At 58.9% G+C, this 13,485-nt stretch carries 12 protein-coding genes and 3 tRNA genes; 13 read left to right on the top strand and 2 right to left on the bottom strand.

The genetic code is table 11. From position 1 onward, the window contains the following. Positions 1-67: 67 nt before the first annotated feature. The 5 genes from queA to secF are packed head-to-tail and all read left to right on the top strand — an operon-like array spanning position 68 to position 5,576. Positions 68-1,108: a tRNA preQ1(34) S-adenosylmethionine ribosyltransferase-isomerase QueA gene (gene queA / locus LKR43_RS00880; RefSeq protein WP_227681957.1), complete on the top strand. Its 1,041-nt coding sequence runs from the start codon at positions 68-70 to the stop codon at positions 1,106-1,108. Then, a complete protein-coding gene (tgt, locus tag LKR43_RS00875; RefSeq protein WP_227681956.1) occupies positions 1,105-2,247 on the top strand; it encodes a tRNA guanosine(34) transglycosylase Tgt in 1,143 nt (380 codons plus the stop codon). Before queA ends, tgt begins: the two co-directional genes overlap by 4 nt. A 56-nt stretch (positions 2,248-2,303) precedes the next feature. Further along, positions 2,304-2,648 carry a preprotein translocase subunit YajC gene (yajC, locus tag LKR43_RS00870; protein ID WP_227681955.1) on the top strand — a complete coding sequence of 115 codons (345 nt, stop codon included), beginning with the start codon at positions 2,304-2,306 and terminating at the stop codon, positions 2,646-2,648. Between the two features lie 60 nt (positions 2,649-2,708). Beyond that, positions 2,709-4,583: a protein translocase subunit SecD gene (secD, locus tag LKR43_RS00865; RefSeq protein WP_227681954.1), complete on the top strand. Its 1,875-nt coding sequence runs from the start codon at positions 2,709-2,711 to the stop codon at positions 4,581-4,583. Positions 4,584-4,640: 57 nt separating this feature from the next. After that, positions 4,641-5,576 carry a protein translocase subunit SecF gene (gene secF / locus LKR43_RS00860; protein WP_227681953.1) on the top strand — a complete coding sequence of 312 codons (936 nt, stop codon included), beginning with the start codon at positions 4,641-4,643 and terminating at the stop codon, positions 5,574-5,576. Between the two features lie 33 nt (positions 5,577-5,609). Here secF and LKR43_RS00855 read toward each other — a convergent pair whose 3' ends face one another. After that, positions 5,610-5,951, bottom strand: coding sequence for a cytochrome c (locus tag LKR43_RS00855; protein ID WP_227681952.1), 342 nt, complete (start codon positions 5,949-5,951; stop codon positions 5,610-5,612). Between the two features lie 68 nt (positions 5,952-6,019). Continuing rightward, positions 6,020-7,243 carry a sulfite oxidase gene (locus tag LKR43_RS00850; RefSeq protein WP_227681951.1) on the bottom strand — a complete coding sequence of 408 codons (1,224 nt, stop codon included), beginning with the start codon at positions 7,241-7,243 and terminating at the stop codon, positions 6,020-6,022. Positions 7,244-7,494: 251 nt separating this feature from the next. Between LKR43_RS00850 and miaB the strand changes: the two genes are divergently transcribed. The 8 genes from miaB (at position 7,495) to LKR43_RS00810 (ending at position 13,483) form a co-directional block, all read left to right on the top strand. Then, positions 7,495-8,988, top strand: a complete 1,494-nt coding sequence (gene miaB / locus LKR43_RS00845) for a tRNA (N6-isopentenyl adenosine(37)-C2)-methylthiotransferase MiaB (protein WP_227681950.1) — start codon at positions 7,495-7,497, stop codon at positions 8,986-8,988. Further along, positions 8,985-9,998, top strand: a complete 1,014-nt coding sequence (locus LKR43_RS00840; protein WP_227681949.1) for a PhoH family protein — start codon at positions 8,985-8,987, stop codon at positions 9,996-9,998. Before miaB ends, LKR43_RS00840 begins: the two co-directional genes overlap by 4 nt. Then, complete coding sequence (gene ybeY / locus LKR43_RS00835; protein ID WP_227681948.1) at positions 9,988-10,497, top strand: rRNA maturation RNase YbeY; 510 nt, start codon at positions 9,988-9,990, stop codon at positions 10,495-10,497. Before LKR43_RS00840 ends, ybeY begins: the two co-directional genes overlap by 11 nt. Before the next feature lie 42 nt (positions 10,498-10,539). Continuing rightward, a complete protein-coding gene (locus tag LKR43_RS00830; protein WP_227681947.1) occupies positions 10,540-11,427 on the top strand; it encodes an HlyC/CorC family transporter in 888 nt (295 codons plus the stop codon). A 4-nt stretch (positions 11,428-11,431) separates the two neighbouring features. Beyond that, positions 11,432-13,054, top strand: coding sequence for an apolipoprotein N-acyltransferase (lnt, locus tag LKR43_RS00825; RefSeq protein WP_227681946.1), 1,623 nt, complete (start codon positions 11,432-11,434; stop codon positions 13,052-13,054). 83 nt (positions 13,055-13,137) lie between these two features. Continuing rightward, positions 13,138-13,213, top strand: a tRNA-Ala gene (locus LKR43_RS00820). An 87-nt stretch (positions 13,214-13,300) separates the two neighbouring features. Next, positions 13,301-13,376 (top strand) — tRNA-Glu (locus tag LKR43_RS00815). 30 nt (positions 13,377-13,406) lie between these two features. Beyond that, positions 13,407-13,483 (top strand) — tRNA-Asp (locus tag LKR43_RS00810). The last annotated feature ends 2 nt before the right edge of the window (positions 13,484-13,485 follow it).

Below are 13,485 nucleotides of genomic sequence, written 5' to 3'. Positions count from 1 at the left end.
AATAACGCTCAAGATGTCTCCAGGCACGGCCTGGACCCATAGCAAGCCGCCCTCAAAGATCCATTACGTGAACCCTGACCTAGAACTTTCCCAGTTCGATTATGAACTGCCCCCTGAACTGATTGCCCAATCTCCCGCCGCCCGCCGTACCGGCAGCCGTCTGTTGCACCTGGACAGCCACGCCGGCCTGCACGATCGCCAGTTTGTCGACCTGCCCCAGCTACTGCGGCCCAACGATCTGCTGGTATTCAACAATACCCGTGTCATCAAGGCGCGGCTGCTGGGCCGCAAGGAAAGCGGCGGCAAGGTAGAGGTTCTGATTGAACGGATCACCGGTCCCAACACCGCACTTGCCCATATCAAGGCCAGCAAATCACCTAGGCCGGGCAGCAAGCTGGTTCTGGTCGAGACGTTCACCGCAACCGTGCCCGGCCGTCAGGACGAGCTGTTTGAACTGGAATTTCCCGAACGCGTGCTCGACCTGCTGGATCGCTACGGCGCGACGCCGCTGCCGCCCTATATAGAGCATGCCGCCGAACAGGAAGATGACGAACGCTACCAGACGGTCTACGCCCGCGAGCCGGGCGCAGTAGCGGCACCGACCGCCGGACTGCATTTCGATCAGGCCATGCTGGAGCGACTGACAGCCATGGGCATCGCCCAGGCGTTTGTCACCCTGCATGTCGGCGCCGGCACCTTCCAGCCCGTTCGCACGCAAAAGCTGGAAGACCACATCATGCATGCCGAACGTTATTCGGTTCCGCCCGAAACCATCGCGCTGATCCATGCCACGCGGGCCGCAGGCGGGCGCGTGATTGCAGTAGGCACCACCAGTGTGCGCGCGCTTGAGTCGGCAGCACAGCATGCCCCCCAGGCAGGTACCATCGAGGGTGACACCCGCCTGTTCATTACCCCGGGTTACCGTTACGCTTGGGTCGACGCCCTGCTGACCAACTTCCATCTGCCGCAGTCCACCCTGCTCATGCTGGTTTCAGCGCTGGCAGGCATGGAACCCATACGACGCGCCTACGCGCATGCCGTCCAATCCCGGTATCGCTTCTTCAGCTATGGTGATGCCATGTTTATCGAATCCGCTACCCAACCATGACAACAACCGGTTTGCATTTCAAGCTGCTGGCCACCGACGGCGCCGCACGCCGCGGTCAGATCACACTCAACCACGGCGTGGTCCAGACTCCCATCTTCATGCCTGTAGGCACCTACGGCAGCGTCAAGGCCATGCTGCCCCACGAGCTCGAAGAGATCGGTGCCCAGATCGTCCTGGGAAACACCTTCCATCTTTGGCTGCGTCCGGGTACCGAGGTCATGCAAAAGCACCAGGGCCTGCACGGTTTCATGCAGTGGAACAAGCCGATACTGACCGACTCCGGAGGCTTTCAGGTATTCAGCCTGAATGGTTTGCGCAAGATCACCGAAGAAGGCGTGAAGTTTGCATCGCCCATAGATGGCGCCAGGCTGTTCCTTACGCCGGAAGAGTCCATGCGCATCCAGTATGCCCTGAACTCCGACATCGCAATGGTCTTTGATGAATGCACCCCCTATTCCATAGACGGGCGACCGGCTACGGCCGAGGAAGCGGCCAGATCCATGCGCATGTCATTGCGCTGGGCCAAGCGCTCGCGCGACGCCTTCCATGCGCTGGGCAACCCCAATGCGCTGTTCGGCATCGTCCAGGGCGGCATGTACGAAAACCTGCGCGACGAATCGCTGGCGGGCCTGGTCGACATCGGCTTCGAGGGCTACGCCATCGGCGGATTGTCGGTCGGAGAGCCCAAAGAAGACATGATGCGCGTGCTGGCCCATGTCGCCCCACGTCTGCCTGTGCAGGCGCCACGCTATCTTATGGGAGTAGGCACGCCCGAAGATCTGGTCGAAGGTGTCAGCCGCGGCGTCGACATGTTCGATTGCGTCATGCCCACCCGCAACGCGCGTAATGGCTGGCTGTTTACCCGCTACGGCGATATCAAGATACGCAATGCCCGCTACCGCGACGACACCCGGCCACTTGATCCCTCGTGCCATTGCCACACCTGCCGGCACTTTTCCAGGTCGTATCTGCATCATCTGCAACGCGCCAACGAAATTACCGGTTCACGCCTGAATACACTGCATAATCTGCACTTTTACCTGACCATCATGCAGGAAATGCGCAGCGCCATCGAAGAGGGCAATTTTCAGGAATGGCGGGAGAAATTTGCCCGTGATCGGGCCCGTGGTATCGAATAGCCAAGATATCGCTACAATACAGAGTTAACCAAGATTATTTTCAGGAGCAGACCCCGATGGTTGCAATTGATACTTTGACACTGATTACTGCGCAGGCAGCCGCCGGCGGAGAAAACGCATTGATGGGCATGCTGCCCATCATTTTGATGTTCGTTATTCTGTACTTCCTGATGATTCGTCCCCAGATGAAACGTCAGAAAGAACACCGCAACATGGTCGCAGCACTGGCCAAAGGCGACGAAGTCATCACCACCGGCGGCCTGCTGGGCAAAGTCACCAAAGTCAGCGACAGCTACATCACGGTAGAAATCAGCATGCTGGGCGACAAGCCGGTAGAAACGGTTGTGCAACGCAATGCCGTCACTTCGATTCTGCCCAAGGGCACCATCAAGGCTCTTTGATCCCCTGCGCATACCCTGGAGTATCTCCAGGGTTTCTTTTGCTTTAGCCACTGATCAACAATGAACCGTTATCCTCTCTGGAAATACCTCCTCGTACTGGGGGCCGTGCTAATCGGCCTGCTCTATACGCTACCCAATTTCTTCGGGGAATCTCCCGCAGTCCAGATAGCGGGGGCAAAATCCACGGTCAAAGTCGATCCTGCCGTACTGAGCCGTGTCGAAGACACGCTCGCCAAGAACAACATCACCCATACAGGCGCCTATTTCGAGCAGAATGGCCCTATCGGTACCGTCCGGGTCAGGTTTGAAACCACTGATGTCCAGCTCAAGGCCAAGGACATCATAGAAAAGAACCTGAATCCGGATCCGTCCAACCCCGATTTCACGGTGGCGCTGAATCTGCTGCCATCGTCACCCAACTGGCTCACCGCCCTGGGCGCACGCCCTATGTATCTGGGTCTTGACCTGCGCGGCGGCGTGCACTTCCTGCTGCAGGTCGACATGCAAGGCGCCCTGACCGGCCGCTACGACTCGCTTGCCAGCGATGTGCGCAGCATACTGCGCGAGGGCAAGGTTGCCACCACCGGAGTCGAGCGCTCCGACATGTCCATCGTGGCAAGCTTTGCCAGTGCCGAAGCGCGTGACAACGCAGTTTCCGAACTGCGACGCGGCATGCCCGACCTGGTCTTTACCGAGAGCGGAGAAAACGGTGGCCAGTTCCTGCTGACCGGCCGACTGACCGATATCGCCGCCACGCAGGTCCAGACCCATGCCCTGCGCCAGAACATGACCACGCTGCACAACCGTATCAACGAGCTGGGCGTGGCCGAACCCATTATCCAGCAGCAAGGTGCCGACCGTATCGTGGTGCAATTGCCCGGCGTACAAGACGTTGCCAAGGCCAAGGAAATCCTGGGTCGTACGGCCACGCTGGAAATCCGCATGGTCGACGACAGCCCCTCGGCGATGGCCGCACTCGCCTCGGGCACCGTGCCCTTTGGTCTGGAGCGCTACAACGACCGCGACGGACGCCCTCTTTTGCTGCGCCGTCAGGTCATCCTGACTGGCGAAAACCTGCAAGACGCCCAGCCCGGACGTGACCAGCAGACCCAGCAACCCTCGGTCAACCTGACCCTCGATTCGAAAGGCGCACGCATCTTCCGCGACGTCACCCGCGACAACATCAACAAACGCATGGCCATCGTGCTGTTTGAGCAAGGCGAAGGCGAAGTCGTGACCGCTCCGGTCATCCGCAGCGAAATTCCAGGCGGACAAGTGCAGATCAGCGGCAGCATGACCGCACAGGAAGCCGCCGACACGGCCCTGCTGTTGCGCGCCGGTGCTCTGGCCGCCCCCATGGAGATCATCGAAGAGCGCACCATAGGCCCCAGCCTGGGTGCCGACAACATCAAGCAAGGCTTTAACTCAACCTTGTACGGCTTCATTGCCATTGCCGTCTTCATCGTTATCTACTACCACCTGATGGGCGTATTTTCGACCATAGGCCTGACCCTTAATGTGCTGCTGCTGTTGGCCGTGCTGTCCATGCTGCAGGCCACCCTGACGCTGCCAGGCATCGCCGCCATCGCCCTGACTCTGGGCATGGCCATTGACGCCAACGTGCTGATCAACGAGCGCATCCGCGAAGAGCTGCGCAACGGCGCCAGCCCGCAACAGGCCATACACCTGGGCTTTGACCGCGCCTGGGCCACGATTTTCGACTCCAACCTGACCAGTCTCATCGTCGGTGTCGCGTTGCTGGCATTTGGCTCCGGCCCCATACGCGGCTTTGCCGTCGTGCACTGCATCGGCATCCTTACATCGATGTTCTCGTCAGTCGTGGGTGTACGTGCGCTGGCCAACCTCTGGTATGGCAACAAGCGTCGTCTGCAAAGCATCTCTATCGGTCAAGTCTGGAAACCCGGTCAAAAATAATGCAAGCCGCCGTGGGGCACACGCCCTGCGGCCTGTCAAAACTACAGGCATAGCAACATGGAATTCTTTCGCATTCATCGCACCATCCCGTTCATGCGGCATGCACTGGTGCTCAATCTGATCAGCCTGCTGACATTTATCGCGGCCGTGGCCTTTATCGTACTGAAGGGCTTTCACCTGTCGATCGAGTTCACCGGCGGCACCGTCATGGAAGTGCACTACCAGGAATCGGTCCAGGTCGATGAGGTGCGCACCGCCATCAACAGCCTGGAATATAGCGATTTCCAGGTTCAGAATTTTGGCACCTCGCAAGATATTATGATCCGGCTGCCGGCGCGCGAAGGCCAGGATGCCGGCCAGCAAAGCGCCAGTGTCATGCAGGTCTTGCAACAGCAGCACCCCGACGCAGAATTGCGCCGCGTCGAGTTCGTGGGGCCTCAGGTCGGCCAGGAACTGCTGCACAACGGGCTGATGGCCCTGCTATTCGTGGTTGCCGGCATTCTTATCTATCTGGCCTTCCGTTTCGAATGGAAGCTGGCCCTGGCCTGCGCCATCGCAAACTTGCACGACGTGGTGATCATTCTGGGCTTCTTCGCCCTTTTCCAGTGGGAGTTTTCGCTATCGGTGCTGGCCGGTGTACTGGCTGTGCTGGGCTACTCGGTCAACGAATCTGTGGTGGTCATGGATCGTATCCGCGAGAACTTCCGCAAGCAACGCAAGATGCCGGTGTCCGAGATCATCGACCTTTCGATCACCCAGAACATTTCGCGTACCATCATCACCCACGGCTCCACGCAGATGATGGTTCTGTCGATGTTTTTCTTCGGCGGCCCCACGCTGCATAACTTTTCGCTGGCGCTGACCATCGGCATCTGGTTCGGTATCTATTCCTCGGTGTTCGTTGCCGCGGCGATATCCATGTGGCTGGGCATCAAGCGTGAAGACCTGATCAAACCCGTCAAGAAAGACGACCCGGCCACCGAAGTAATGTAGTGGCCGCCGGGCCGGTACGCGCCCTTGCGGCGCTTACTGCCCGCCGCCGGTAGCGTTGACCACGTACGCAACAATCGCGTCGATTTCGTCCGGTTTCAGCGTTTCGGCAAAAGAAGGCATGGCACCCATGCCTTCAGCAAGCACCTTGCGTATACGATCGGCATCGGGCTTGAGCTCATCCAGATCAGGCCCGATGGTGCCCTCGGCACCTGCATCCTGCAACGTGTGGCAAATAGCACAGGCCGGTACAGCGTCGGTGCTGAACAGGACCTTGCCCTTTTCCAGCAACTGGGCATCAGGCCCTCCCGCCCAACTGGCGCCTGCGGCACCCAGTAACAACAGTCCTGCCATGCGTGATACTGCAAACTTCTTCATGCTCATCTTAGGTGTTCCAATGCAGACATGCCCCATTTCAAGGGGCATGTCAGTTATCGAGCCAGTGCTCAGGCAACCTTGATGACCACCATGTGGTCACGCCAGCTGTTGTTGATATAACCCCGATTGTTCTCGCGGCGTTCTTCCGGCTGGGTATCACCGGCCTCGTTGGTAGCCCGGCATGCCAGCTCGTGCGAGCCTGCAGCCAGGTCGGCAGCAAACACGAATTCACGCCAGGCATACTTACCCAGATCAGGCCCGACAAACTCGGCCTTCTGCCAGTCTTTTCCGCCATTGACCGAGACTTCTATAGACTTGGCAGCGGTCATGCCACCCATGGCCACGCCACTGATCTGCACCTTGCCCGCCTTGACGGTCTGATCCGGATCGGAGGGGTAGTTGATCCAGGACTTGACCGGCATTTCCCAGATCGAATCCTCGCTGGGGCTGGGCTTGCCACCCACCGGCGTCCAGCGGTAGCTGGTTTGCTGGATTTTGGCCGGGGACTGTTCCTTGGTAAAGGCCAGATGCTTGATGTATTTGATGGAGTTCACACCGGTATAGCCGGGCACGATCATGCGCAAGGGACCGCCATGCGCCAGTGGCAACGGCTCGCCATTCAGCTCCCAGGCAAGAATCGCATCCTCAATGGCCGAAATCGGCACCGAACGCTCTATCCTGACGGTGTTCGGGTCCAGACCTGCCGGGATTTCCTCACCACCCGTGCTGGTCATGTAGACCATGCCGTCTGCCATGCCGCCAACGGCCTCCAGCAACGCCTTGACGGGCACACCGGTAAAGATCACGCATCCGGCTGCACCCACCGTCCATTGAGTACCGCTGGGCTTGTGGGGAAACCAGCCACGGCCATTGCCGGAGCATTGCAGAACCATGGGAACAGCGGCCAAGCCCAGGCCTTTGAGCTCTGCCACGGTAAAGCTGCGAGGCTTGCCCACACCACTGACTTCCAGCGTCCAGCTGTCAGGGTCATTGATCATGGCGGGATCTTTGGGCGGCGTAACGTTGTTGCGCACGAACAGCCGGTCAGTTGGGGTGATTACGCTGCTGCCGAAAGCGGTGCGCTTGGTTTCAATGGTGTTGGCACTGTGCACGATAAGGCTGTCGGCATCCTTCCAGCTGGCATAGTCGGGCAAAGACTTGACCGCTTTCGCGGCTGCCGAATCAGGGCCGCCGGTATCGGCACGGGCTACCCCGCCCAGACCCGCCAGAGCCACAATGCCTCCGGTGGAGGCGAGCATGCGGCGCCGGCTCGCATTGCTAAGTTCACTCATTCCTATCTCCTTTGATGTGGGCAAGACCTTACGGATATGACAAACGGTGCAGCCGACTAATAGGTGTGACAATGACTGCGGCACTTCCGCTCATATTATTGATCTATATTAATATAGCGCATAGTGATAAGAATCGCCTAGACCATGACGTGCCCGGGCCGGGCTGCATGACCATTCCGCTCGGGCAAAGAACGTTACAATAGGGGTTTTACCTTTAGCCCCCGGGATATACACCCGCAACGGCAACCGTCATGCAAGAAACCACTGTCAAGCGCAACCGCCCCGCTGCTGTCGCGGCGCCTTCCCAACCTTCCGCCCTGCTCATTCCCAGCGAACCCGAGGCACCTGCCCGGCTCCTGATTCCGGAAGAACCCGAGCCCACTCCCAGGAAAACGCGCAAGCTGTTCATACGGACCTTTGGCTGCCAGATGAACGAATATGATTCCGACAAAATGGCGGACGTCCTGCGCGAAGACCAGGGCGTGGAACTTACCCAGACGCCCGAAGATGCCGACATCATTCTGTTCAATACCTGTTCGGTACGCGAAAAAGCGCAGGAAAAAGTCTTTTCCGACCTGGGTCGTGTCCAGCACCTGAAACAGAGCAATCCCGACCTGATCATTGGGGTTGGCGGCTGTGTTGCCAGCCAGGAGGGCGATGCCATCGTCAAGCGTGCTTCGTACGTAGATGTGGTATTTGGCCCGCAAACCTTGCATCGCCTGCCCGATTTGATCGCCCGCCGGCGCGAATCCGGGCGCGCCCAGGTCGACATCAGCTTTCCCGAGATCGAAAAATTCGATGCCATGCCCCCCGCCCGTGTCGAGGGCTGTACCGCATTTGTTTCCATCATGGAAGGCTGCAGCAAGTATTGCAGTTTCTGTGTTGTGCCCTATACGCGGGGCGCCGAAGTCTCTCGCCCCTTTGACGACGTGCTGATGGAAGTCGCCGACCTGGCTGATCAGGGCGTCAAGGAAGTGACCCTGCTGGGCCAGAACGTAAACGCCTATCGCGGCCCCATGGGAGACAGCGCCGGGATCGCCGACTTTGCCATGCTGCTGGAGTACGTGCACGAAATACCTGGCATAGAACGCATACGCTACACCACCTCGCACCCCAAGGAAATGACCACCCGGCTAATAGAAGCCCATGGCGCCTTGCCCAAGCTGGTGCCTTTCCTGCACCTGCCCGTACAGGCCGGAAGCGACACCATACTGGCTGCGATGAAGCGCGGCTACACCACCCTTGAATTCAAGTCCATCGTTCGCCGCCTGCGCGCTGCACGCCCCGGCCTGACACTGTCCTCCGACTTCATCGTTGGCTTTCCGGGCGAAACCGAGGCCGAATTCGAAAAGACCATGAAGCTGATACGCGACGTGGGTTTCGATCAATCGTTCTCCTTTGTCTACTCGCGTCGCCCGGGCACACCGGCCGCCGACCTTGAAGACAACACCCCAAAAGAGATCAAACTCGAGCGACTGCACAGGCTGCAGGCTCTTATTAACGAGCAGGCCGATGCCATCAGTCAGAGCATGATCGGCACGGTCCAGCGAATTCTGGTCGAAAAACCTTCACGGCGTGACCCCAACGAGCTGTCGGGGCGCACCGAGAACAACCGCATCGTCAACTTTATCGGCCAGCCTCGCCTGATTGGCCAGATGCTGGACGTACGCATCACCCAGGCCATGACCAATACGCTGAAGGGTGACATCGTGACCCGCGTATCCGACAGCAAGGAAAGCGCATGACGCGTGCTGCCCGGAGCAAGGCCCCGATAGTCGTCACCCTTGATGGCGACAACACACATCTGGCCAATCTGTGCGGCCCTCTGGATGAAAACCTGCGCCAGATTGCCGACGGCTGGAATGTCACGCTGAGCCGGCGCGGCGATCGCGTATCCATTTCCGGCGACCAGGCCAAGGCCGCCGCGAACGCACTGTCGCTTTTTCATCGTCGTGCGGTACACAAGGCCTTGTCTATCGACGATATCCAGCTGGGCATGGTTGAGTTGGGTGCAGGCCGCCCTCAGGCCACGGAAAAGATTCAGGCACCGCAGCCGGAATTACCCGAACTGCCGCCTGTCGACGACCTGAGCCTGAGCCTGCGCACCCGCAAATCAGACCTGAGTCCGCGCACGCCCAGACAGCGCGACTACCTGAACAACATACTGCGTCACGACATTACCTTTGGCGTGGGGCCGGCCGGCACAGGCAAAACCTGGCTGGCAGTTGCCTGTGCCATTGATGCGCTCGAGCGCGAAACGGTACAAAGGCTGGTACTGACGCGCCCCGCCGTCGAAGCGGGTGAGCGTCTGGGTTTTCTGCCCGGCGATCTGGCCCAGAAAGTCGATCCCTATTTGCGACCGCTGTATGATGCACTGTACGACCTGATGGGCATAGAACGGGTCCAGCGCCTGTTTGAGAAGCAGACCATAGAAATCGCGCCGCTGGCCTATATGCGTGGGCGTACGCTCAATCACGCCTTTGTCATTCTGGACGAAGCCCAGAATACAACGCCGGAACAAATGAAAATGTTCCTGACCCGCATAGGGTTTGGCAGCAAAGCGGTGATCAATGGCGACCCATCCCAAGTCGACCTGCCGCGCGGTCAGGCCAGTGGTCTGGTCCAGGCCGTCGACGTACTCGAATCAGTACAGGGCATCGCCACTACTCACTTCACCAGCCGCGATGTAGTGCGGCACCCATTGGTCGCCCGTATTGTGGACGCCTACGACAAGGCCGCCGGTCATGGTTCCTGAACTTTCCCTATCGGTTCAATATGCAACACCGGTGCCCGAACTGCCACGCTGGCGCCTGCGCCGTTGGGTGCTCCAGGCCGTCTCGGGTGTTCACAAGGACGAAACCGAGGCAGGCATGCCCGACCGCTTTCGCGCCGTATCGCTGACCATACGCCTGGTCGACGCTGACGAAGGCCGTCGCCTGAACCATGAATTCCGCCAGAAAGACTATGCCACCAACGTCCTGACGTTCGAGTATGGCATAGACCCGGACGGCATGGCGGGCGGTGATATCGTGCTGTGCGTGCCTGTGTTGCACAGTGAGGCCGCGACGCAAAAGAAAACCGTACTGGCGCATGCCGCGCACCTGACCGTGCACGGCGTACTACATGCTTTGGGCTACGATCATATCGACCCCGAGGACGCAACCGACATGGAAGCGCTGGAAACCGCCATACTTGCCGAAATGGGAATTGCCGACCCTTACCAGGACGATCCCGACCTCCACCCGGGTCGATAATATCGGTTATGCTAAACCATCTTGTATTCAGTCCAATGGACAATGTCAGAACCTAATTCACCCGACGCCGAGCCTCGCCCGGCAAAAAACAGCTCCAAATCCCTGCTCCAACGGCTTACCACCTTCATGCGGCGCTCCGAGCCCGAAGACCGGGAAGACATCAAGGCCGTGCTTGAAGCCGCACACGACCGCCAAGTGCTCGACGGCGAATCCTACGCCATGATTTCCGGCGCACTCGAGGTCGCAAACCAGACCGTCGCCGACATCATGGTTCCCCGATCCAAAATGGATATGCTGGACGTCGGCAAACCACTGGCTGAAGTACTGCCCGACATTATAGAAACCGGCCACTCACGCTTCCCCGTCTATGAAGACGACCGCGACAATATCGTCGGCATATTGCTGGCCAAAGATTTACTGCTCTCCATCTCCAACCCCTCCATAGACCTGCGCCCGCTCGTACGCCCGGCAGTCTTCATCCCCGAAACCAAGCGCCTGAACGTTCTGTTGCACGAATTTCGCAGCAGCCGCAATCACCTGGCCATCGTGGTTGACGAGCATGGCGGCATATCGGGCCTCGTGTCCATGGAAGACGTACTCGAGCAAATTGTTGGCGACATCGAAGACGAATACGATGAAGACGCCGAGAAAACCATCTTCCAGACAGGCACCAATAGCTGGCGCGCCATGGGCATTACCGAAATTGACGTATTCAACCGCAGTTTCAATACCGAGCTGCCCAACGATGACTACGATACGCTGGGTGGATGGCTGGCCGCCGAGCTGGGGCGCATACCCCGGCGCGGAGACAGCATCAGCCACCAGGGCCTGAATATTACTGTCGTCGGTGCCGATGCCAAGCGTGCGCTATGGCTGCATCTGCAGCACGACATCGCCGAGCCCGCGGCTCCCGCCAACACGTCCGGATAATCACTTGAAAACAATCAAGCACATCGACCGACGCCAGGCCGGCCTGCTGGTTTTGGGTGCCGCGCATGCACTGTCATTTGCGCCCGGCCCCTTGCCGCACTGGATACTGCCTTTTGTCCAGATATTTACGCTGGCAGTGCTGGCATATTTTGTCTTCAAAGCCAACACAACCGCCCAAGCTGCACTGGGCGGTTTTCTTTTCGGCATCAGCCATTTCGCCGTGGGCCTGTATTGGCTTTATATCAGCATGCACGAGTACGGCGGCATGGCTGCGCCACTGGCAGCCACGGCGGTAGTGTTGCTCGCCGCCGCTCTGGCGCTGTACATAACACTGGCGACAGCCCTCACACGCCTGCTGGCCGGCTATCAGTCATACACCCAGGCCAGCTACAAGCGTCAGGTGCTGCTGGCGGCCGTCTGGGCTTCGAGCTGGGCTTTGTTTGAATGGCTGCGCGGCACGCTGTTTACCGGCCTGCCCTGGCTCAATATCGGCTACGCCCATGTCGAGGGCATGCTGGCGGCATGGGCACCCATACTGGGCGTCTATGGCCTGGCGTGGCTGGCGGCCTTTGCCGCCGGCGCCATCGCGCTGCTGGCCTGCTCCAAAGACACCACCAACGACGCCAAAGCCGCCGTCGGCGTGGGGCTGGCGATACTCTCTGGCCTGACCGGCATTGCGCTGGGTCACGTCAGCTGGTCCAAACCGCAAGGCGATCCCTTGATCGTACGGCTGGTACAAGGCAATGTGCCCCAGTCAGAAAAATTCGATCCGGAACTGCTGCAAAACGGACTGAACACCTACCTGGAGCTCGCGGCCCTTCCCCCGCGTGAGCCCGACGGCGCTCCCGATCTGATCGTCCTGCCGGAAACCGTCATACCGCTGTTCCAGAACCGGGTTGCCCCGCAGGTCTGGGAACGCTCGCTTGCCGTCGCACGCGAGCGCAACGCCCAGATTCTCATGGGTATTCCCCTGCACGACCGCCACGAGAATCGTGACCGCTACACCAACAGCGCCATTACCTTTGACGCCAACACCCCTTTGCAGACATTGATCAGCGGCGCCCTGGACCTGCGTTACGACAAACACCACCTGGTGCCATTCGGCGAATTCGTGCCAACAGGGTTCCGATGGTTTGTGGACAGCATGCAGATTCCACTGGGCGACTTTAACCGCGGCCCGGTCAGGCAAGCCCTGTTTCCCATCCAGGGCCAGATCATTGCACCGGATATCTGCTACGAAGACGTCTTTGGCGAAGAAATCATCCAGTCCGTACGTGACAGCGACACTGCAGGACCAGGAGCAAACATATTGGTCAACCTGAGCAACCTTGGCTGGTTTGGTGATTCGTGGGCGCTACGCCAACACTTGCAGATATCGCGCATGCGCTCGCTGGAAACCGCAAGACCGATGCTGCGCGCCACCAATACAGGCATGACCGCAGCCATAGACCCCAACGGCCACGTACGCGCAGCCCTGAACCCCATGAGCAAAGGCGTACTGGACGTGGAAGTCCAAGGCATGACCGGGCTGACACCCTATGTGCGCTGGGGTAATACACCCGTGCTGGTCGCATCTTTGCTGATGCTGTTGCTGGGATTTTCAGTAAGAAAAAGGATGAGCAACTAAAAAAATGATTAAAAAGGCGCGATGACTTGCACACTTTAAAAATATGGTGCATAATCTCGCTTCTTCGCTAGACAAGCCAGTACGGGGGTATAGCTCAGCTGGGAGAGCGCTTGCATGGCATGCAAGAGGTCAGCGGTTCGATCCCGCTTACCTCCACCAGTCTTTCGAAGAAAATCTGTTCGGTAACGACAGATAGCAGTAAAACAGCGTATTAAATATGCTATGATACGCAGCTTGTTTTGTCCGGTCCCCTTCGTCTAGAGGCCTAGGACACCACCCTTTCACGGTGGGTACAGGGGTTCGAATCCCCTAGGGGACGCCAGAGATTCTGGCATAAGTAGTACACCGCTGCGGAGCGGTAGTTCAGTTGGTTAGAATACCGGCCTGTCACGCCGGGGGTCGCGGGTTCGAGTCCCGTCCGCTCCGCCAAA

Origin of the sequence: Pusillimonas sp. MFBS29 (assembly GCF_020687695.1) — a bacterium.
Taxonomy (GTDB): domain Bacteria; phylum Pseudomonadota; class Gammaproteobacteria; order Burkholderiales; family Burkholderiaceae_B; genus Pusillimonas_C.
Note: the sequence above shows the minus strand (reverse complement) of the source record. Positions and strands in the feature narration are given on the sequence as shown.

Bases quoted from the DNA above. Each gene is read 5' to 3' on its own strand.
- miaB (WP_227681950.1), top strand. From the start codon at position 7,495: ATGCAAGAAACCACTGTCAAGCGCAACCGCCCCGCTGCTGTCGCGGCG.
- ybeY (WP_227681948.1), top strand. From the start codon at position 9,988: ATGGTTCCTGAACTTTCCCTATCGGTTCAATATGCAACACCGGTGCCC.
- LKR43_RS00830 (WP_227681947.1), top strand. From the start codon at position 10,540: ATGTCAGAACCTAATTCACCCGACGCCGAGCCTCGCCCGGCAAAAAAC.
- LKR43_RS00855 (WP_227681952.1), bottom strand. From the start codon at position 5,951: ATGAAGAAGTTTGCAGTATCACGCATGGCAGGACTGTTGTTACTGGGT.
- secF (WP_227681953.1), top strand. From the start codon at position 4,641: ATGGAATTCTTTCGCATTCATCGCACCATCCCGTTCATGCGGCATGCA.
- secD (WP_227681954.1), top strand. From the start codon at position 2,709: ATGAACCGTTATCCTCTCTGGAAATACCTCCTCGTACTGGGGGCCGTG.
- LKR43_RS00840 (WP_227681949.1), top strand. From the start codon at position 8,985: ATGACGCGTGCTGCCCGGAGCAAGGCCCCGATAGTCGTCACCCTTGAT.
- yajC (WP_227681955.1), top strand. From the start codon at position 2,304: ATGGTTGCAATTGATACTTTGACACTGATTACTGCGCAGGCAGCCGCC.
- LKR43_RS00850 (WP_227681951.1), bottom strand. From the start codon at position 7,243: ATGAGTGAACTTAGCAATGCGAGCCGGCGCCGCATGCTCGCCTCCACC.
- tgt (WP_227681956.1), top strand. From the start codon at position 1,105: ATGACAACAACCGGTTTGCATTTCAAGCTGCTGGCCACCGACGGCGCC.